Origin of the sequence: Parasphingopyxis sp. (assembly GCF_052168275.1) — a bacterium.
Taxonomy (GTDB): domain Bacteria; phylum Pseudomonadota; class Alphaproteobacteria; order Sphingomonadales; family Sphingomonadaceae; genus Parasphingopyxis.
In genome coordinates this window covers 1-19,823 of the sequence record NZ_JBQLZM010000073.1, presented here as the reverse complement: position 1 = coordinate 19,823, position 19,823 = coordinate 1, and the positions used below count along the sequence as shown (strand labels likewise).

At 66.4% G+C, this 19,823-nt stretch carries 20 protein-coding genes and 1 pseudogene; 6 read left to right on the top strand and 15 right to left on the bottom strand.

The window, feature by feature from the left end:
- A pseudogene (locus ACTS1X_RS06490) lies at positions 1-1,195 on the bottom strand (ATP-dependent DNA helicase); the annotation flags it as partial.
- A 39-nt stretch (positions 1,196-1,234) separates the two neighbouring features.
- Between ACTS1X_RS06490 and ACTS1X_RS06485 the strand changes: the two are divergent.
- Positions 1,235-2,812 carry a lysine--tRNA ligase gene (locus tag ACTS1X_RS06485; protein ID WP_442613570.1) on the top strand — a complete coding sequence of 526 codons (1,578 nt, stop codon included), beginning with the start codon at positions 1,235-1,237 and terminating at the stop codon, positions 2,810-2,812.
- 6 nt (positions 2,813-2,818) lie between these two features.
- On the opposite strand, the gene ACTS1X_RS06480 is transcribed toward ACTS1X_RS06485, so the two are convergent.
- From ACTS1X_RS06480 to rpmF, 5 genes are all read right to left on the bottom strand, one after another.
- Positions 2,819-3,175 (bottom strand): MerR family transcriptional regulator, encoded by a 357-nt coding sequence (locus ACTS1X_RS06480; RefSeq protein ID WP_442613569.1) that lies wholly within the window; start codon positions 3,173-3,175, stop codon positions 2,819-2,821.
- A gap of 11 nt (positions 3,176-3,186) precedes the next feature.
- Complete coding sequence (locus ACTS1X_RS06475) at positions 3,187-3,486, bottom strand: integration host factor subunit alpha (protein ID WP_442613568.1); 300 nt, start codon at positions 3,484-3,486, stop codon at positions 3,187-3,189.
- Between the two features lie 70 nt (positions 3,487-3,556).
- Positions 3,557-4,516, bottom strand: coding sequence for a beta-ketoacyl-ACP synthase III (locus ACTS1X_RS06470; protein ID WP_442613567.1), 960 nt, complete (start codon positions 4,514-4,516; stop codon positions 3,557-3,559).
- Complete coding sequence (gene plsX, locus ACTS1X_RS06465) at positions 4,513-5,559, bottom strand: phosphate acyltransferase PlsX (protein WP_442613566.1); 1,047 nt, start codon at positions 5,557-5,559, stop codon at positions 4,513-4,515. The genes ACTS1X_RS06470 and plsX overlap by 4 nt, the downstream gene beginning before the upstream one ends.
- A gap of 4 nt (positions 5,560-5,563) precedes the next feature.
- Positions 5,564-5,761: a 50S ribosomal protein L32 gene (rpmF, locus tag ACTS1X_RS06460; protein ID WP_176869591.1), complete on the bottom strand. Its 198-nt coding sequence runs from the start codon at positions 5,759-5,761 to the stop codon at positions 5,564-5,566.
- A 197-nt stretch (positions 5,762-5,958) separates the two neighbouring features.
- Here rpmF and ACTS1X_RS06455 point away from each other — a divergent pair, with 197 nt between their 5' ends.
- Complete coding sequence (locus ACTS1X_RS06455; RefSeq protein ID WP_442613565.1) at positions 5,959-6,384, top strand: MAPEG family protein; 426 nt, start codon at positions 5,959-5,961, stop codon at positions 6,382-6,384.
- 26 nt (positions 6,385-6,410) lie between these two features.
- On the opposite strand, the gene ACTS1X_RS06450 is transcribed toward ACTS1X_RS06455, so the two are convergent.
- Entirely contained in the window at positions 6,411-7,076 is a 666-nt protein-coding gene (locus tag ACTS1X_RS06450) for an MBL fold metallo-hydrolase (protein WP_442613564.1), read from the bottom strand.
- Positions 7,077-7,148: 72 nt separating this feature from the next.
- Between ACTS1X_RS06450 and pabB the strand changes: the two genes are divergently transcribed.
- Positions 7,149-8,924, top strand: coding sequence for an aminodeoxychorismate synthase component I (gene pabB, locus ACTS1X_RS06445; RefSeq protein WP_442613563.1), 1,776 nt, complete (start codon positions 7,149-7,151; stop codon positions 8,922-8,924).
- Here pabB and ACTS1X_RS06440 read toward each other — a convergent pair.
- The 4 genes from ACTS1X_RS06440 to ACTS1X_RS06425 are packed head-to-tail and all read right to left on the bottom strand — an operon-like array spanning position 8,921 to position 12,595.
- A complete protein-coding gene (locus ACTS1X_RS06440) occupies positions 8,921-9,652 on the bottom strand; it encodes a hypothetical protein (protein WP_442613562.1) in 732 nt (243 codons plus the stop codon). The two genes, pabB and ACTS1X_RS06440, sit on opposite strands and share 4 nt — an antisense overlap.
- Before the next feature lie 10 nt (positions 9,653-9,662).
- Positions 9,663-10,841, bottom strand: coding sequence for an aromatic amino acid transaminase (locus tag ACTS1X_RS06435; protein WP_442613561.1), 1,179 nt, complete (start codon positions 10,839-10,841; stop codon positions 9,663-9,665).
- Between the two features lie 9 nt (positions 10,842-10,850).
- On the bottom strand, positions 10,851-11,744 hold the full coding sequence (locus ACTS1X_RS06430; protein ID WP_442613560.1) for a prephenate dehydratase: 894 nt from the start codon (positions 11,742-11,744) through the stop codon (positions 10,851-10,853).
- Positions 11,741-12,595: a prephenate dehydrogenase gene (locus ACTS1X_RS06425; RefSeq protein ID WP_442613559.1), complete on the bottom strand. Its 855-nt coding sequence runs from the start codon at positions 12,593-12,595 to the stop codon at positions 11,741-11,743. Before ACTS1X_RS06425 ends, ACTS1X_RS06430 begins: the two co-directional genes overlap by 4 nt.
- A gap of 195 nt (positions 12,596-12,790) precedes the next feature.
- Here ACTS1X_RS06425 and msrB point away from each other — a divergent pair, with 195 nt between their 5' ends.
- From msrB to ACTS1X_RS06410, 3 genes are all read left to right on the top strand, one after another.
- Positions 12,791-13,285 (top strand): peptide-methionine (R)-S-oxide reductase MsrB, encoded by a 495-nt coding sequence (msrB, locus tag ACTS1X_RS06420; RefSeq protein WP_442613558.1) that lies wholly within the window; start codon positions 12,791-12,793, stop codon positions 13,283-13,285.
- A gap of 4 nt (positions 13,286-13,289) precedes the next feature.
- Positions 13,290-13,982, top strand: coding sequence for a peptide-methionine (S)-S-oxide reductase MsrA (gene msrA / locus ACTS1X_RS06415; protein ID WP_442613557.1), 693 nt, complete (start codon positions 13,290-13,292; stop codon positions 13,980-13,982).
- A gap of 181 nt (positions 13,983-14,163) precedes the next feature.
- Positions 14,164-15,648, top strand: coding sequence for an MFS transporter (locus ACTS1X_RS06410; RefSeq protein ID WP_442613556.1), 1,485 nt, complete (start codon positions 14,164-14,166; stop codon positions 15,646-15,648).
- 49 nt (positions 15,649-15,697) lie between these two features.
- Here ACTS1X_RS06410 and pdeM read toward each other — a convergent pair whose 3' ends face one another.
- The 4 genes from pdeM to ACTS1X_RS06390 all read right to left on the bottom strand — a co-directional run bounded on the left by pdeM (position 15,698) and on the right by ACTS1X_RS06390 (position 19,641).
- The gene (gene pdeM / locus ACTS1X_RS06405; RefSeq protein ID WP_442613555.1) at positions 15,698-16,360 is read right to left on the bottom strand and encodes a ligase-associated DNA damage response endonuclease PdeM; all 663 of its coding nucleotides are present in this window, start codon (positions 16,358-16,360) and stop codon (positions 15,698-15,700) included.
- 31 nt (positions 16,361-16,391) lie between these two features.
- Entirely contained in the window at positions 16,392-17,795 is a 1,404-nt protein-coding gene (locus ACTS1X_RS06400; protein WP_442613554.1) for an MFS transporter, read from the bottom strand.
- A gap of 40 nt (positions 17,796-17,835) precedes the next feature.
- Positions 17,836-19,056, bottom strand: coding sequence for a dipeptidase (locus ACTS1X_RS06395; protein ID WP_442613553.1), 1,221 nt, complete (start codon positions 19,054-19,056; stop codon positions 17,836-17,838).
- A 174-nt stretch (positions 19,057-19,230) separates the two neighbouring features.
- Positions 19,231-19,641: a hypothetical protein gene (locus tag ACTS1X_RS06390; protein WP_442613552.1), complete on the bottom strand. Its 411-nt coding sequence runs from the start codon at positions 19,639-19,641 to the stop codon at positions 19,231-19,233.
- Between the last annotated feature and the right edge of the window lie 182 nt (positions 19,642-19,823).

Sequence of the window (19,823 nt, the reverse complement as noted above, 5' to 3'; positions counted from 1 at the left end):
CGGCCATGATCATCAACAGCGCATGGTTGGCGATCACGAGATCGGCGCCCTCGGCGGCGCGCGCCGACCGCTCGATGAAACATTTGCGGTAATGCGGACAGCCTGCATAGACGCATTCGCCGCGCCGGTCGGTGAGCGCCGTGGCGCCCGCGCGGCGGAACAGGGTCGGCAGCCAGCCGGGCAGGTCGCCGCCGACCATGTCGCCGTCTTTCGTGTACGCCGCCCAGCGCGCGACGAGCTGTGCAAGCACCGCCGCGCGGCCGGCAAAGCCGCCCTGCAATGCGTCTTCGAGATTGAGCAGGCAGAGATAGTTTTCGCGGCCCTTGCGCACGACGACCTTCTCGCGCCGTTCGGCAGCATCGGGGAAGAGCTTCTCCGTCTCGCGGTCGAGCTGGCGTTGCAGCGCCTTGGTGTAGGTCGAGAGCCAGACCGCGCCGTCCGCTTCCGTCGCCCAGAGCGATGCCGGTGCGAGGTAGCCGAGCGTCTTGCCGATCCCGGTGCCGGCTTCGGCGATCAGCATATTGGGCTTGCCCGCCGCGCGACGCGGATCGAAGACGCGGGCCGCCGCGCGCGCATAGTCGCGCTGGCCCTCGCGCCGCTCCGCCGCTTCACCGACCAGCGTCTCGAGCCTGTCGACCGTGCGGCCTTCGTCCATGGTGACGGTATGCGGCGCGGGGCGCGGCGGCTGGTCTTCCCATTCGGGCAGCCGGGAAAAGAGCCAGCGCTCGGCCTTGTCGGGCTTGGCGATCCGTTCGGCCACCGCGGCCGCCCAGGGCCAGCGCAGGCGGAACAGGTTCTGCGCGGCGCTCCAGGCGCCCTCGCGTTCGCCCCAGCCCTCCCATTGCAGGGTGTCGAGCAGGTGCCGCGCTGCGTCGAGCAGCAGCATCGCCGCATCCTCGTCGGTCTCGGGTACGGCAAGTCCGAGCGTGCGTGCGATCCCGGCCGGCGTCGGCACGGTGAAGCGCGCCGGATGGACGAAAGCGAACAGCTCGAGCAGATCGAGCCCCGACAGTTCCGGATAACCGAGCCGCTGTCCGGTCATCGGCGCGTTCAGCACGATCATCGGCGTTTCGGCGGCCGCCGAAATCGCTTCGCCGCGCCCGCTCTCGCGGATCTCGCCGTCGCCGGAGGCTATCCATATGCCGCCATGGGTGGCATGGAGCGCGCGATAGGGTAGAGGAGCGGGTTTCGACACGGGATTTCATCCTTCGCCCAACGAGAACGAAAGAGCAACATGAACGCGCTGCGCGACGCCGCATTTCAGTCCAAAGCCTGGCCCTATGAGGAAGCGCGGAAACTGCTGAAACGCTATCCGGACGGCAAGCCGGACGGATCGCCGATCCTGTTCGAAACGGGGTACGGGCCGAGCGGCCTGCCGCATCTCGGCACCTTCCAGGAAGTCGCGCGGACCGAGATGGTGCGGCACGCGTTCAGCGAGATGAGCGATTATCCGACCAAGCTCATCGCCTTTTCCGACGATATGGACGGGATGCGCAAGGTCGCCGAAAACCTGCCCAACCGCGATATGCTGGCTGAGCATCTGGACGAGCCGCTGTGCCGCGTGCCCAACCCTTTCGATACCGAGCATGAGAGCTTCGCCGCGCATAACAATGCGATGCTGCGCCAGTTTCTCGACCGCTTCGGCTTCGATTATGAATTCATGGCCTCGTCGGATTGCTACAGCTCGGGCCGGTTCGACGAGACGCTGAAGCTCGTCCTCGCGCGCTACGACAGGATCATGGGCGTCATGCTGCCGACGCTGGGTGAAGAGCGGCGCGCGACCTATTCGCCGGTGCTGCCGATCTCGCCGGTCAGCGGCAAGGTGCTGCAGGTGCCGGTCGAGGTCGTCGATCCAGCGGCGGGTCTGGTGCGGTTCGTCGATCCGGCGACCGACGAGGCGATAGAGCATTGTATCCTCGGCGGTGCGGCCAAGCTGCAATGGAAGGTCGACTGGGCGTTGCGCTGGGTTGCGCTCGGCGTCGACTATGAGATGTCGGGCAAGGATCTGATCGATTCGGTGACGCAAAGCTCGAAGATTACGCGCGTCCTCGGCGCCAAGCCGCCCGAAGGGTTCAACTACGAGCTGTTTCTCGACGAGAACGGCCAGAAGATCTCGAAGACGAGGGGCAACGGCGTCACCATCGACGAATGGCTGACCTATGCGCCCGAAGAGTCGCTGAGCTTCTACATCTATCGCGATCCGAAAAAGGCGAAGCAGCTGAGCTTCGGGATAATCCCCAAGGCGGTGGACGAATATCACCGCTTTCTCGCCGCTTATCCGGACCAGCCGATCGAACAACGGCTGCCCAATCCCGTGCATCACGTCCATGCCGGCAACCCGCCCGCGTCGCACATGCCGATCAGCTTCGCGCTGCTGCTCAACTTGGTCGGAGTCGCGAGTACCGATGACAAGGACCTGATCTGGGGATTCGTCCGGCGCTATGCGCCCGAGGCGAGTCCCGAAAGCCATCCAGAGCTTGATGCCCTGATCGGCCATGCGCTCGCCTATTTTCGCGATTTCGTCGCCGACACGCTGGAGCGGCGGGTGCCGGATGAACGCGAGGCGGCGGCGTTGCGCGATCTCGACGATGCGCTGGCGGCGATGCCCGAAGACGCCGATGCGGAAGCGATTCAGAATGCGGTGTTCGAGATCGGCAAGCGGCACGGATTCGAGCCGCTGCGCGACTGGTTCAAGGCATTGTACGAAACGCTGCTCGGCACGAGCCAGGGGCCGCGCATGGGCAGCTTTGCGGCCCTCTACGGCATCGCCAATGTCCGCAAGCTGATCGCCGAGGCGCTGGCGGCGGCCTGATCCCGGTCAGCGTTCCAGCGCGGCGGCGAGATCGGCGCGCAGCCGCTTCAGCTCGGTCAGCAGCTCGGGCGGCAGTGTCGGCCTCGCATCGCTTTCCGGTCGCCCGCCACCATCGCGCTCTTCCGACTTGCCGGCCAGAACCTTCTGCACGCCGCGGATCGTATAACCGTCTTCGTTGAGCAGCCGGTTGATGCGCTCGACCAGCGCGACGTCCGCCGGCCGGTAGTAGCGGCGGTTGCCCGCGCGCTTGAGCGGCTGGAGCTGGGGAAAACGGGTTTCCCAGTAGCGCAGGATATGCTGCGCGACGCCAAGCTCGCTGGATAGTTCTCCGATCGTGCGAAAGGCGTCCGCGTCCTTGGCCATCTGGTCCCGGTTCAGGCTCCCTGGGCGATCGTTTCCCGCATCGACTGGCTGGCGCGGAAGGTCAGCACGCGGCGCGGCGCGATCGGCACTTCGACGCCCGTTTTCGGATTACGGCCGATCCGTTCGCCCTTGTCCCGCAGAACGAAACTGCCGAAGCCCGATATCTTCACATTCTCGCCATCGGATAGCGCGTCGCACATATGCGCCAGCACCGATTCGACGAGCTGCGCCGAATCCGCGCGCGAAAGGCCCAGTGTTTCATGGACGGAGTCGGCCAGATCGGCCCGGGTCAATGTTCCTGCGTCGCTCATAAGCAACCCCCCAATATCGTTTTTATCGTTTATTCCATATCTTAGCGATCGCGATCGGGCAAATCTCCCATCAATAGCGAACGATCGACGCCCCCCAGGTGAAGCCGCCGCCCATCGCTTCGAGGGCGAGCACGTCGCCGCGCTTGATCCGCCCGTCGCGGATCGCGGTGTCGAGCGCCAGCGGAACCGACGCCGCCGAGGTGTTGGCATGTTGATCGACGGTGATCACCACCTTGTCCGCCGGCAGGCCGAGCTTCTTCGCGGTTGCGTCGAGAATCCGGCGATTGGCCTGATGCGGCACGATCCAGTCGATATCGGCGGTCGCCAGCCCGGCTTCGTCCAGCGCTTCGTGGAGGACGCTGGCGAGGTTGACCACCGCATGGCGGAAAACTTCGCGGCCCTTCATGCGCAGCTTGCCGACCGTTCCGGTCGTTGACGGCCCGCCATCCACATAGAGCAGCTGGTTGTGCCGGCCGTCCGCATGCAGTTTCGAGGAGAGTATCCCGCGCTCGCTCTCTTCCGCGCCAAGCACGACCGCGCCGGCTCCGTCGCCGAACAGAACGCAGGTCCCGCGATCCTCCCAGTCGAGAATGCGGCTGAACGTTTCCGATCCGATGACGATCGCCTTGCGCGCGCTGCCGCCGCGAATCATGTTGTCGGCCACGCTCAGGGCATAGAGAAAGCCCGAGCACACGGCCTGGACGTCGAAGGCGACGCAGTCGTCGATGCCGAGATTGGTCTGGATGATCGTCGCCGAGGCGGGGAAGGTCTGATCGGGCGTCGACGTCGCGAGGACGATCAGGTCGATCTCGCCGGCGTCGAGACCGGCATCGTCGAGCGCCTTCTGCGCCGCGGCCGTCCCCAAACTTGCGGTCGTTTCGTCCTCGCCGGCGATGTGGCGGAAGCGGATGCCGGTGCGTTCGACGATCCACTCGTCGGACGTATCGACGGTCTCGGCCAGTTCATCGTTGCTGACCCGCCGGGCGGGAAGGGCCGATCCCGTCCCCAGTATCGCCGATCTCATCGTCATTCGGCAGCGTCCTCGATCGCGTCTTTGGGGAAATTTTCCAGGTCCCGCGCAATCTTGCGGGTGATGTCGGCCATCGCCATCTTCGCCGCCACGCTGATCGCGTTGCGTACGCCATTGGCATCCGCGCCGCCATGACTTTTGACGACCAGGCCGTTGAGCCCGAGAAAGACGCCGCCATTGTGATTGTTCGGATCGAGCGTGCGGCGCAGCAGGTTGGCCGCGGGGCGCGACAGCAGAAAGCCGAATTTCGAACGCAGCGAACTGGTGAAGGCGTTGCGGATGAGATCGGCGACGAATCGCGCCGTCCCCTCGATCGTCTTGAGCGCGATATTGCCGGAAAAGCCGTCGGTCACGATCACGTCGACATGGCCGCGCGATAGCCGGTCGCCCTCGATAAAGCCGGTGAATTCGAGCGGCAGCGCATCGGCCGCGCGCAGACGGGCGGCCGCATCCTGCAATATGCCCGTGCCTTTCAGCTCTTCGGTGCCGATATTGAGCAATGCCGTCCGGGGACGCGGTATATCGAGCACGGTGCGCGCATAGGCCGCGCCCATGACCGCGAACTGGACCAGGTTTTCGGCATCGCATTCGGCGTTGGCGCCGAGATCGAGCATGACGACGTCGGTCTTGCCGAGCGTCGGCAGCAGCGCCGAGATGGCCGGGCGCTCGATACCTTCCATCGTCCGCAACGCGACCTTCGCGATCGCCATCAGGGCGCCGGTATTGCCGGCCGAAAGCGCCGCTTCGGCGTTGCCCTCCTTCACCGCGGCGATAGCGAGGCCCATCGAGGAATCCTTGGACCGCCGCAGCGCCTGGCTCGGCTTGTCCTCGCCGGCGATCACGCCGTCGGTATGGATCACCTCGACATTGTCGGACAGCGATTTGTGTTTCGCGATTTCCGCGCGAATCGCGGTTTCATCGCCGAAGAACAGGAAGCGGAGCTCGGGAAAATCCGAGCGCGAGGCGGCCGCACCCGCGACCATGACTTCCGCACCCACATCGCCGCCCATCGCATCGATGGCGATCCGCGGCGCGCGGCTCATCCGGTTATCTCCGGCCTTTGCTCAGATGCTCTTCGTCGAGAATCTCGCGACCGTTGTAAAAGCCACACGCGTTGCACATGTGATGCGGGCGTTTCAGTTCCCCGCAATTGGGACATTCGCCAAAGGCTTCGGCCTTCAGCGCATCATGCGCGCGGCGATTGCCACGGCGGGAGGGCGATACTTTTCTCTTCGGAACGGCCATGTCGGCACCTTGTTTGCTAGCAATTGCCAAAAAACTCTGTCGCCACCGGCATTACGAGCTTCTCCGGCGGCCATCAAGGCTGCCGCATGATCCCGAGCCGATAAGCGGTGAAGTCGGGCGCATATAGCGAATTCGTGCGCGCTTGCAACCTTTGTGAGCGCATGCGAGGGCCCGGGCGACAGGATGAGAGGATCGCCATGAAACTAGAAATCACGTTGATAATCGCCGCCGCCGCGGCACTGCTCAATATCTGGCTCGCGGTGCGCGTCGGCCGCGTGCGGACGGCGGAAAAGGTTTCGGTCGGCGACGGCGGCAACGAGATGCTGACCCGCCGGATGCGCGCCCATGCCAATTTCGCCGAATACACGCCCTTCTTCCTGATCCTGCTGGCACTGGTCGAGCTGGCCTGGGGCGCCAGCCTCTGGCTGTGGGGCGCCGCTATTCTCTATATACTCGGCCGGATCGCCCATGCGTTCGGGATGGACGGAAACGACAAGCTGCGCATGTTCGGCATCCTGTCGACGATGCTCACATTGCTGGGCCTCGCGATCTACGCGCTCGTGATCGCCTATTCGGGCGCCTCCTTCATCGGCTTCGAGACGACGACTTCGGTTAACGCCTGATCGAAAAGCACATTTGGGCGCGTCCGTCAGGCGGATGCCAAGATCCGGTCCGCGACGAAGCCGTTGGTCTGGCGTTCCCGGCCGAAGGTCGACATCGGGCCATGGCCCGGCACGAACGCGGTATCGTCGCCCAACGGCCAGAGCTTCTGCGTGATCGCGTCGATCAGATCCTGATGGTTGCTCATCGGGAAGTCGGTCCGGCCGATCGAGCCCTGGAACAGCACATCGCCGACGATCGCGAATTTCGATTCGGGATGATGGAAGACGATATGGCCGGGTGTGTGGCCGGGGCAGTGATAGACGTCGAGGGTCAGTTCCCCGACCGTCACCCGGTCGCCGTCGTCGAGCCAACGATCGGGTTCGAACGTCTTGCCGGCGAAGCCCCATTTCCGCCCGTCATCCTCGAGCCGGGAAATCCAGAACCGGTCCGCTTCGTGCGGCCCCTCGATCGGCACGCCGAGCTCGTCGGCGAGGATCTTGGTCTGGCCGCAATGGTCGAGATGGCCATGGGTGACGAGCAGCTTTTCGATGGTCACCCCCATCTGCTTGGCGGCAGCCTTGAGCTTGTCGAGATCGCCGCCCGGGTCGGTAAAGGCCCCGCGCATCGTCTTGGTGCACCAGATCAGGGTGCTGTTCTGCTGGAGCGGCGTCACCGGAATGATCGCCGCCTTGAGGGGAGCGGTGTCGGTCATGCGCGGTGACATGGCAATTGCACCGCGCGCTTGCAACTGGCGAAGTGCGCCAAGGCTTGGCATGGGGCGAGGGTGACCGACGCGATTTCCACCGCCACGCCGTTCGTGCTGCTCGACGATGCCCGCGCCGACGGCGCGGACGCGCGGCTGTTTGCCGATCCGGTTGCGACGATCGAGGTTCGGGCTCACGATAGACTGGATGACGCGCTCGACCGGCTGGAAGCGGCGCGCGCCGACGGGCTGCATGCCGCCGGGTTCATGACCTATGAGGCGGGGCACGCGCTGGAAAACCGGCTCGCGGTGCTGCGCCGGGAGCCGGAGGATGGCGCGCCGCCGCTGCTCTGGTTCGGGCTGTTCGAACGGATGGAGCGTATTGCCGCCGAGGGGATCCCGGCGCTGCTGCCGGATCCCTCCGGCGGCTGGGCGGGGGTGCCGGAACCGCGGATCACGCAAAGCGGTTACGAGAAGGCCTTCGAACGGGCGCAAGGGTTCATCGCCGCCGGCGATATCTACCAGACCAACCTGACCTTCGGCTGCGATGTGAAGCTGGCCGGACACCCGCTTGCCGTCTATGCGCGGCTGCGTTCCGGATCGCTGGCCGGCTATGGGGGTGTCGTCTGGACGGGGGCGCACTGGCTGCTGTCGCTGTCGCCCGAACTCTTCTTCTCGCTGGCCGATGGCCGGATCACGGCGCGGCCGATGAAGGGCACGGCGGTCCGGCATGCCGATCCGGATGCCGATGCCGCCGCGCGCGACGCGTTGCAGTCCGATCCGAAACAGCGCGCCGAAAACCTGATGATCGTCGATCTGCTCCGCAACGATCTGAGCCGGGCGGCGGCGCCGGGGACGGTGGCCGTTCCCTCGCTCTTCCACGTCGAATCCTACCCGACCGTCCACCAGATGACCTCGACGGTAACGGCCGATATCGCAGACGGGCGCTCGGCGCTCGATCTCGTCCGCGCCATCTATCCGTGCGGATCGATCACCGGCGCGCCGAAAATCCGGGCGATGGAGATTATCGACGAACTCGAGGGCGCCCCGCGCGGACCCTATACCGGTTCGATCGGCTGGATCGATCCGGAGGGCGATGCCGCGTTCAACGTTGCCATTCGCACGCTGGTCCTTGAAGATGGTGCGACCAGTGCGACGCTCGGCCTCGGTTCGGGAATCGTCGCGGACAGCCGAGCGGGGGACGAATGGCGCGAATGCCTGGCCAAGGGGGCCTTTGTGACTGAAGGGCAGCCGCGGTTCGATCTGATCGAGACGATGCGCTTCGATCCGGTGGAGGGCATCGAATGGCTCGAAAAGCATCTGGCCCGGATGAAGGCGAGCGCCCGGACCCTGGGCTTCGCATTCGACCGGCACGCGGCGCGCAACGAGTTGCAGGCCGCGACGTTCCGGGTCAGCGCGCCCTCCAGGGTCCGGCTGTTGCTGTCCCGGCACGGGCGGATCGCGATCGAGATTCGACCGGTGCCGGACGGTCCCGACGCGCCGGTCTCCGTCGCGACCGCGCCGCGCGCCGCCGACGCGCAGGACTTCCGGCTCAACCACAAGACGACGGCGCGGTCGGTCTATGACGCGGTCTTTGTCGGCGGCAATACGTTCGAGACCCTTCTCGAAGACGCGGACGGCTTTCTCACCGAGGGCTGTTTCACCAACCTGTTCGTCGAACGCGACGGCAGGCTGCTCACCCCGCCGCGATCGCGCGGGCTGCTGCCAGGCATCCTGCGCGAAACGCTGATCGAAGAGGGGCGCGCCGTCGAGGGCGATCTGACCCGCGCCGATCTGGCCGACGGTTTCCTGATCGGCAACGCCGTGCGCGGCCTGATAAAGGCGCGGCTCGCCTAGACGCCGAGCCGGTAGAAATCGAGCGCCAGGATGCGTTCGATATGCGCGAGCCACTCGCGGACGCCGTCGTTCGCGCGCGCGCAATCGAGTTCGATCACGACATTCTGTCCGCGCCGTCCGGTGCGGACCTTCACCCCGTCTGCCAGGAACACGCTTTTCAGCGCGACCGCGGTGTTGCTCCGCGCGCCGACCAGTTTCGGCGCGTAGATATTGCCGTCATCGAAGGTGAACTGTCCGCCGGCGTCGTCGGTCGCCGGAACGTCCTCCATGCCCATAAAGACATCCGCGCGGTGGAGCGCACTGGCCGAGCGGCTGATCCCGGCATGGCGGAAAAACTGGATCGCCTTTTGCGTGTCCTCGAGCGCGCCGACCGCGATATGCTGACGCGCCTCGAGATAGCCATGCCAGCGCTCGACATTGTCGAGGCTTGAAAACTCGCTGTCGAACAGCGCTCGGAAACTGTTGGCATAGCTGTAGCGCAGCGCCTCGTCGGCGACGTCGAGCGTGACGAGCTTGACGATCTTGCGCTGCGAGCGCGCCATCAGGATCGCGTTCGTAAAGAGAAACGCCGTTGCCAGGGTTTCGGTCAGCTCGGCGCTTGGCGGGAGGTTGCGGCAGCGCAGCGCGAACACGCTCGCTTCGCCCGATGCGATATCTTCGACCGCCCGGTCGAACTCCGCCTTCTCGCTGTCGAGAAACAGGTTGGGGACATTGGGAAGCGAGGCCATATATCCGCTCCTATAAAGCCGTCACGAGTTTGGCGGCGATCTCGTCGATCTTGGTGATATCGATGCCGGCGACGTTCATCCGTCCGTCGGGAATGATATAGACGCCCTGTTCCTTGCGCAGCGTGACCGCCGCCTCGGGCGTTACGTCGATCAGCGAGAACATGCCGAACCCCTTGTCGATATAGGTCCAGTCGCGATCCTGCCGCGCCCGGGCCAGCGCCAGGGCGAGGGCCGTCCGGTTGCCGTTGATGCGTTCACGGATTTCCTTGAGCTCCGCCTGCCAGTCGGCCTTGAGGTCCGGGTTCTCGAAGATCGTGCGGACGACGCTCGCGCCATGGTCGGGCGGCATCGAATAGTTGGCGCGGGCCAGCGAGAGCAGCGCCGAATTCGCGGCGCCGAGATCGGGATGGCCCTTGCCGACGAGCAGCGCGGCGCCCGTGCGTTCGCGATAGATGCCGAAATTCTTCGAGCAGCTGAGCGCGAGCAGCATCTCCGGCGCGCGTTCCGCGATGATCGCCACCCGCGCCGCATCTTCCTCCCAGCCCTTGCCGAAACCGAGATAGGCGGAATCGACGAACGGAATCAGCCCGCGCGCGACCACCCCCTCGGCGAGCCGGGCGAGATCCTCGGGCGCGGGATCGATGCCGGTCGGGTTGTGGCAGCCGCCATGGATGACGACGACATCGCCGGGCGATGCGGCGTCGAGCGCCGCGAGGATCGCGTCGATATCGGGTTCCGCGGTGAATTTGGGATGGGGATAGGTCGTCATCGCCACGCCGACCGCGCCGAAGATCGCCTGATGGTTGGGCCATGTCGGGTCCGGCAGCCAGAAACGGGCGTCCGGGTTCAGGCTCTGCGCGAGTTCCGCCAGCACCCGCACAGCGCCCGAACCGCCGATCGACTGGATGCCGATCATGTCGGTGCCATAGGCGTGATCGGGCAGCACTTCGCTGGCCAACAGCTCGACGAACGTCTGGTCGCCGCCGACGCCGACATAGGTCTTGGTCGTCTGCGTATCGATCAACATCTGTTCAGCGGCCTTCACCGCGCGCATGACCGGCGTCAGGCCGGTTTCGTCCTTGTAGACGCCGATCCCGAAATCGACTTTGTCGTCGCGCGGATCGGCCTGATAGGCGCGGCTGACGGCGATGATCTGGTCGATCGGGCGGGCGACGGCATTGTCGAACATTTTTCTTCCTTACGGATTGACCGATTTGACGGGCAGGAAACCCGAATTGGCGTTGCGGACGTCGCTCGCGACGTAGCTGCCGAGCAGCTTCACGTAGCGGACTTTTTCCTCGAGCGCGCGGAGCGCGGCCTGGACGGCCTCTTCCTCCAGGCCGCCGCCGATATCGATGTAGAAGGTCGGCAGCGCGGTCTCTTCGGAGATCGTATAGGTCTCGAGCGTCGTGATGTTGATGCCCGCGTCGCGGAACACCGCCAGCGCCTCGATCAGCGCGCCGGGCTGGTGGTCGATCTGGAAGATCAGCGTCGTGATGTTCGCACCCGCATAATCGGGGTCGAGCGCCGGTTTTTCGAGTGCCAGGAAGCGGGTATAGTTGTTCTTCTGGTCGGCGATATCGCGCTCGATCACGACGCCGCCGAACACTTGGGCGGCGACCGAGGAGCCGATCGCCGCGACATGCGGATCGCCGAGTTCGGTCACCTGCTTGACCGCGCTTGCGGTGTCGACCGTCTCGACCTGTTCGGCATCCCTGCAATGCGCCTCGATAAAGCCCGAGCTCTGGAGGAAGCCCTGGCGATGGCTGAGGATGCGCGTGATGCTGCCGGGCTCTGAAACCGGTTGCGGCCCCGAATGCGCCTGGATCAGGCAGTGCTCGATCCGCTGCATATGTTCCTGAACGATCGCCATCTCGGTCGAAAGCATCAGGCGATGCACGTCGGGAATGCGGCCGCTCGTCGAATTCTCGATGGGAATGACCGCGGTCTTGTGCTCGCCCGCCTCGACCGTTTCCATGATCTCGCCGAAGGTTCTGAGGCCGACATGCTCGGCGTCCGGAAACATGCCGATCGCCGCCTGATAGCTATAAGTGCCGGGCGAGCCCAGATAGGCGATTGTGTCTGCCGTCATTCCTCATTCTCCAGAGCATCGACCCGGGCCTTTGCATCGCTTAGCGTCTCCAGCAGGATTCCGGGCACAGGCTCGTCGGCCATGGCGGCGATCAGATCAAGCCGTTTTTTGAAATCCGCGAGCACGCTCTTGAGCTCCGCAGTGTTGGCGCGAAAGATATCCGACCACATTTGCGCGTCCGATCCGGCGAAGGCTGCGATCCCCCGATAGGAGGCCGGCAGCAGGTCGCCGGGCTCCTCGGTGCCGAGTCCGGCCAGCGCATAGGCGATCAGGTGCGGCAGATGCGATCCGAGCGCGAGCAGCCGGTCATGCGCGTCCGGCGCCATCTCGACGACTTCGGCGCCGAGCCATTCGAGCAGCGTCTTGGCATGCGCCAGCGCGTCCGGGTCGGTGCGCTCGGTCGGGGTCAGGACGAAGGGCCGGGTCGTGACGATATCGCCGCTGGCCCGGCCGGGCCCGGCCGAAATGCCGCCGGCCAGCGGATGACCGGGAACGAAGCGCCCGGCATCGGCGCCGGAGGCCGCGACCGCCGCGATGATCGCCTGTTTGGCCGATCCGGTATCGATGACCAGCGCGCGGCTGCCGGGTTGGGCGAGCAGTGCCACGACCTGTTCGGCGATCGTCGCGACGGGAGTCGCCACGAAAATCGCGTCGCACGCGGCAAGCGCGTCGATCCCGCTGACGCGCTTGCCCCTGGGATGCCGTTCCGCGACATAGGCGGCGTTGCCCGGACTTGCATCATGGAGGAGGAGCACCGTGTCGGGCAGCGTACGCGCCAGCCGCGCGGCGATGGAACCGCCGATCAGTCCCGCGCCGACCAGGCCGATTTTCTTGAAATCGATACCGCTCATTGCCGTGATGGAGAAAATCTGTGTTGCATTGCACTGCACAAAAGCCGCTTCGCGACCCAAATGCAAACGGATTTCGGCTGTTTCTGTAACGAAACGCATCGCGCCTTCGAACGGGGGAGTGAGGCGTGTAAACCCGATTTCAGGCCCGGTTCAGCCGGTTGGCACGATATCGGGTCCAGATTTGAGGTGATGCGCATGACGATAGATCGACGAACCATCCTGACCGGCGGCGCCATCGGCGCTCTGGCGACGCTGGCCGGCTGCAACGGCCGGGCGGACGCCACCAACCGCGGCAATTTCCCGGTCCGCTACACCGACGCGCAGTGGCGCGAACGGCTGACGCCGGACGAATTCCGCATCCTGCGCGGCCATGGCACCGAACGGCCTTATTCGAGCCCGCTCGACGATGAGGATCGCCGCGGCACCTTCACCTGCGCGGGCTGCGGCAATCGGCTCTTCAGTTCGGCGACCAAGTTCGACAGCCGGACCGGCTGGCCGAGCTTCTATCGCCCGCTCGATGGCGCGATCGGAACCAGCGTCGATACGACGCTGGGCATGACCCGCACCGAAGTCCATTGCGCCGATTGCGGCGGCCATCTCGGCCATGTGTTCCGCGACGGCCCGCGCCCGACCGGGCTGCGCTATTGCATCAATGGCGTGGCGATGGATTTCGTTCCGGCGAGGAGCTAGACGCATGATCGTGAAGAAGCTCGTATCGTTCGCGGTCGGCGGCGGCGCGGTTGTCGCGGCGATCGCGGCCATTTCGCTCCCCGGCGCCCGGCAATCGGTGGAAGCGGCCGTTCCGATTCCACCACCTGCCACAAATGTCGTGGTGACGGAGGGTAACCAGGTCGCGGTGTTCGCCGGCGGCTGTTTCTGGGGCATGGAGGCCGTGTTCCAGCATGTGCGCGGCGTGCGCAGCGTGACCTCCGGCTATGCCGGCGGCAGCGCCGAGACCGCGACCTATCGCCAGGTCGGCACGGGCCGGACGGGCCATGCCGAAGCCGTGCGCATCGTCTACGATCCGAACGTCGTCACCTATGGCGAGCTGCTGCGCATCTATTTCTCGGTCGCGCACGATCCGACCCAGGTGAACCGCCAGGGACCGGATGTCGGCCCCGATTACCGCTCGGCGATCTTCCCGCAGAGCGCCGCCCAGCGCAGCGTCTCGCGACGCTATATCGCGCTGCTCGACGAATCGGGCCGTTTCCCGCGGCCGATCGCGACGCGGATCGAAAGCGGCACCTTCTATCGCGCCGAGGACTATCACCAGGATTTCATGAACCGGAATCCGCGCCACCCCTACATTCTCGCCCATGATGTCGAGAAGGTGGAGGATCTGCGCGAGACCTTCCCCCGGATGTTCACGAGCACGCCGGCGGCCTGATTAGTCAGAATCCTGCTGTAGCAGGATCGCGGCACCGGGTTTTCGTTTGTCAGAATTTCCCGATAGGGAAATTCTGACCAAAGAACCCCCGTACCGCGACCTGTCGCTAGAAAGTTTCCGACAATCAAATCCCCCCAACCGTGCTTGCTTCCCCGCGCCGTTCCCCCCAAGCCTCATGCCCATGGAATCGCTCCATGACCGCCCCGAATGCGCCGAGTGGGAACGCGGCGCCGACGCTCCGTGCGAGGAAGCGGCGCGGCCCTTCGTCCTCGCGGCGACGATCATGGCGTCGGCGATCGCCTCGGTCACCGGGTCGATCATTCTCATCGCGCTGCCGCTGATCCAGCGCGATCTCGGCGCGAGCTACGGCGCGCTGCAATGGATCTCGAACGGCTACACGCTGTTTCTCGGCGCGCTGATCCTGATCGGTGGCGGGGCCGGGGATCGCTATGGGCGGCGGCGGGTCTTCGTGATCGGGATCGCCATCTTCACGCTCGCCTCCATCGCCTGCGGCTTCGCGCCGACGAGCGAGCTGCTGATCGCCGGGCGGATCGTGCAGGGAATCGGCGCGGCGCTGATGGTGCCGCAGAGTCTTGCGATCATCGCCGCCTCCTTCCCCAAGGAGATACGCGGCCGCGCCATCGGCCTCTGGGCCTCGGTGTCGGCCCTGACCACGGCCATCGGCCCGTCGCTCGGCGGCGTGCTGCTCGATGCGACCGGCTGGCGGGCCGCCTTCTGGATCGCGCCGCCCTTCGCGCTCGCCGCGCTGTTCCTCGCGCTGCGCTACGTGCCGGAAAGCCGGAACGAGGAGGAAACGGGGCCGCTCGACTGGCGGGGCGCGATCCTCGCCGCGCTCGGCTTCGGCATGCTGACCCTGGGGCTGACATCCCTGTCGGACCAGGGCGCGACGGCCCGGCCGCTCGGGCTGATCGGCGGCGGCGCGGTGCTGGTAATCCTGTTCGTCCTCTCCGAACGCAGCGCCCGCAACGCGCTGATGCCGCCGAAACTGTTCGCCAACCGCCGCTTCGCCGGCGCCAATGCGATGACGCTGTGCCTCTACGGCGCGCTGGGCGGCGTGCTGTTCCTGCTGCCGTTCGACCTGATCGGCCGGCGGGGCCTGAGCGCGACCGAGGTCGGGCTGACCATGCTGCCCCTGGGCGTGATCATCGGACTGCTGTCGCGGCCGATGGCGGGGCTCGCCGACGATCATGGGCCGCGGCTCTTCCTGACCGCCGGTTCGGCGATCGTGGCGGCGGCGATCGTCTGGATGTCGTTCACCGCGTTCGGTTATTGGGTCGGCGTCGTCGGGCCGCTGGTCCTGCTCGCGATCGGCATGTCCTTCGTCGTCTCGCCGCTCACCACGATGGTGATGAACAGCGCGCCCGACAGCCAGACGGGCACCGCCTCGGGCGTCAACAACGCGGCGAGCCGGATCGCCGGTCTGTTCGCGATCGCGATCATCGGCGCGGTCAGCGCGACGGTGTTCGCCGGCGGCGGGCAGGGGCTCGAATTCGGCCAGTTTCCCGACACGGGCGCCGCGGCCCATGCCGCCGTCGAAGCGCGTTTCGCCCGCGCCCATTCGGTCTCGCTGCTCGTCGCGGCAAGCTGGGCGACGCTGGCCGCCTTGTTGTCCTGGTTCATGATCGGGCCGGATCCGGAGGCGTAGTTTGTCAGACTCGACCTGGCGATTTCCCGATAGGGAAATTCTGACAGAACTAAGCCGCGAGCGGAAAGCGCAGCAGCCGGTCGTTGACGGGTATCAGCGCTTCGGCTTCCGGGCCGACCGCGCGGACGATCTCGGGATGCCCGGCGTCGAGCCCGCCGGTCAGCGCGCCGAAGGCCGGCAGGATCAGCTTGCGCGTCGTGGCGACGAAGCAGCGGCGCGACACGCCTTTGCCGCGCACGCGGATGCGCAGCTTCGGATGGAAATGGCCGGAAAGTTCGGGGCGCGGGTCGCCGGCGTCGGCCTCGTGGCGCAGCATCAGCCCGTCGACCTCGGCTTCCTCGGCGATCCGGCCGCCGCAGTCCGCGTCGAGCGCGCTGTCATGGTTGCCGGTGATCCATGTCCAGTCCAGCCGCTCGGTCAGCGCCGAAAGCTTGGCGCGCGCGCTTGCCGACAGCCGCTCGCTGCCCGCGCTGTCGTGGAAACTGTCGCCGAGGCACCAGAGTTCGCGCGCGTCCGTGGCGGCGACCAGCGCTTCGAGATCGGCCAGCGTCGCCTCGCTGTCATAGGGCGGCAGCATCTGCCCGAACCGCGCGAACCAGCTCGCCTTTTCGAAATGGAGATCGGCGACGAGCAGCGCCTTGCGCGCGGGCCAGAACAAGGCGGCCTGCGGCAGGGCGACGAGATCGTGCCCGGAGAACGAAAAGCGAACCATGGCCCCTATTTGCCGGGCGCGCACCGGCTAATCAAGGGGCCGCGATCCGGGCGAGCCGGCTGGCGGCGAGCAGGCCCAGCAGCGCCAGCGGCACGCCGATCGCGCAGACCCAGAAACCCGCCAGAGCGACGCTTTCCGCCGTCGGCCCCTGGGCGAAGCCCGTCAGGTTGGCCGCGATTCCGGCTACGGCGGCGCCGGTGGCCGCGCCCGCATCGCGCACCGCGCCGATTCCCGCCGATCCCGTCGCCCGTTCGTCCTCGTCGAGCGAGGCCATCACCGCGCGGCTGATGAAACTGTAGGAGAGGCCGAACCCGGCGCCGAGCAGCGCGCCGCCGACGATGACGAGCACCAGCATGCCGCTCGCCAGTACGAGGCTGAGCAGGACCAGCGATGCCGGGACGCAGGCCGCGCCGATGACGATCCAGCGCCGTCGCCAGACCGCGCCCGATCCGGCCACGGCCAGCGCCGCGGCGGTCCATGCGAGTGCCTCGATGGCGACGACATAGCCGGCTTGGGTCGCGCTGAGGCCGTTGGTGAACTGGAGGATGGCGGGCGCGTAGATCGCGAAGCCGACCTCGCCGGCAAGCAGCAGGAAATAGGTGGCATAGGCCGCGCCGATCAGCGTTCCGAACCGCGCCGCATTGCGCGGCAGCAGCCTTTCGCGGGCCCGGCGGTCGACGACGACCGCGGCGGCGAGCAGGAGAATCCCGGCCGGTATGAGGAGCAGCTGGATGGGGCCCCGTTCGACGACGCCCGCGATCGAGAGCGCACTGACGCCAAGGACGATCAGGGCGATCTGGAGCCAGGGCAGCCCGCCCGCGCCGGGTTTCCGCTCGCGGGCGGGGACGAGGCGGCCGGCGGCGATGGCGAACAGGATCGCCTGGGCTGCGAACAGCCAGAAGACGCCGCGCCAGTTTCCCGCATCGGCGAAGAGGCCGCCCACCAGCGGGCCGATAAAGGTGGCGACGCCCCATATGCTCGTCGCGGCGGCGAAGACGCGGACCAGATAGCGTTCCTCGAAGACGAGGTTGATCGTGACGTAACAGAAACCCGCGACCCAGCCGGCGCCCAGACCCTGCACCATGCGCCCGGCGACGAAGACCGGCATGTCGGGTCCCAATGCGCTGACCGCGCAGCCGATGGCGAGCAGGATGCCCGAGCCGATCATCGCGGGCCTGAGGCCGATCCGGTCGGACAGCCAGCCGGCGCAGGAGGCCGCCGCAACCACGCCGACCAGATAGCCGGACGTCGCCCAGCCGAACCAGGCATAGCCGTCGAGATCGCGCCCGACGCTGGGCATGATCGTCGTCGTCACCAGCGCATCGGCCGCCATCAGCCAGATGCCGAGCATGATCAGGGCGAAGGCCGGCCACCGGCCACCGGCCAGCGTCTCGCGCCAGCTCGCGGTGTCCTCGGCGGGTACGGTCGCGCTCATCCTCGCCTTTTACAGGCGTTCAGGCACGGGGACAGGGCGTCTAACCGCTCACGGCCGCGGCATGGGCTTCGGCCTGACGCAGGAGCCGCAGGACATTGCCGCTCCACATCTTGCCCAGATCCTCCTCGCCATGGCCGGCGGCGAGCAGGCGGGCGGTGATCATCGGCAGCGCGGTGATGTCGCGCATATTCTCGACGCCCCCGCCGCCGTCCCAGTCCGCGCCGAACGCGACATGGTCGACGCCGGCGACATCGATCAGATGCAGGAGGCTGGCCATGAACATCTCGAAATCGGCGTCCTCGCGCGGCGTGACGGCTTCGAGCGCGCGCAGGTCGCGCACATAGGCCTGCTGCACTTCGCGCGATTCGGAGAACATCTCCATGAAGCGGCTGCTCATCTCCTGCCATTCGGGCCCGTCGCTGCGCGGGGCGAGATAGATGCTGTTGACCGCAATCACGCCGCCGGTCTCCGCCAGACGCCGGATACGCGCATCGTCGATATTGCGCGGATGGTCGTGCGCGGCCTTGGGGCCGGAATGGGAGAGGATGATCGGCGTCGCCGAAAGCTCGACCATCTGGTCGAATGCCGCGTCCGAGGCGTGCGAGCCGTCCGGGATGATGCCGAGCCGGTTCATCTCGGCAAGGAGTTCGCGGCCGAGCGGGCTGAGGCCGCCCCAGCGTTCCTCGCCCGTCGCGCTGTCGGAGAACTGGTTGGTCGCCGAATGGACGGGGCCCACCATCCGCACGCCATTGTCGTAGAATCGCTGGAGCGCGCCGATATCCTCGCCGAGCGGATAGCTGTTCTCGATGCTCTGATAGACGAAGCGGCGGCCGGTCGCGGCGATCCGCGCCGCGTCGTCGGCCCGGTCGGCCCGCTCAACGGTCTCGGGATTGGCGGCGATCATCGCGAGGATCGATTGCTGCCGCGCCTCGGCCATCGCGGCGGCGTTCGCATAGCCTTGCTGGGTCAGTTCGCCCTGCGGCGTCCAGATCACGAAAAAGCCGCCGTCGAGCCCGCCTTCGATCATCCGCGGCAGGTCGACCTGGCTGTTGTCGGTGACGAAATCGTGGCGGTCGGCGATGCTCCAGCCGGGCCGCATGAAATGGAGCGGCGTATCGAGATGGGTGTCGAGGGTCAGCAATCGCTGATGGACGGCGGCCGGATCGGACGCCGACGCGGGCGCCGGGGCCTCCATGGGCGCACATGCCGCTGCCAGCAGCGCTATCGCGCCCGCACCGATTCCGATCCGATATGTCCGCACGTCGCATTCCCCTGCCGTTTCCGAATGGTAGGGGACGGAACGTAGCGGTCCCGAGCCGCAAAGTCGCGGCCAAAAACGTGCCAGCCGCCCGGCGCGCGCGACACCATTGCACGCGCGACGGACGGCTGGTCTTGGTCGCTGGAGTGCGACCGGGCAGCTTTCGGGGATCGGGGCCTAGAGGCCGCGCATCCCGATGCCGAGCACCTTGTCGGGCCGGCGATCGTCCATGATGACGCTGATCGCATGGGTGCGGCCGTCGCCGTTGCGGACGCGGAGCACCATGCCGTTGTCGATCTCGGCGACCTCGAGCAGTTCGAGCTCGCCGGTCCGGCGCGCGATCCGGTTGAACTCCTGGAGGCGCATCCGGTAGGATCCGTCCGACAGCAGATTGTCCCGCGCCCAGCGCGACCGTTCGCCGCTGCTGCCGTTGAGCGCCGCGACGACGGCCTCGGCGCGTTGCTGCGCGCTCATGCTGTCCGCTTCGGACTGGGCGTTGGCGGGCGCGGCCATGACCGTCATGCCGGCGGCGGGAAGGGCGAAGGCCGCGATGACGAGGCGGGCTTTCGAGGGGATATTGGCAAACATAATACACTCCTGAACCAGTTATTCGGGCCCGGACGGAACCGCCCGGGTCAGGGTGTGTTAGAATAACAATACAGCCGTGTCGCCAAGGTTTCGACGGGCGGTAGGATTATGTCGATAAACCGATTCGTAACGACAAACGTCGGAATATCGTCGATAAATGGCAATTATTTCGACTGTTTCGT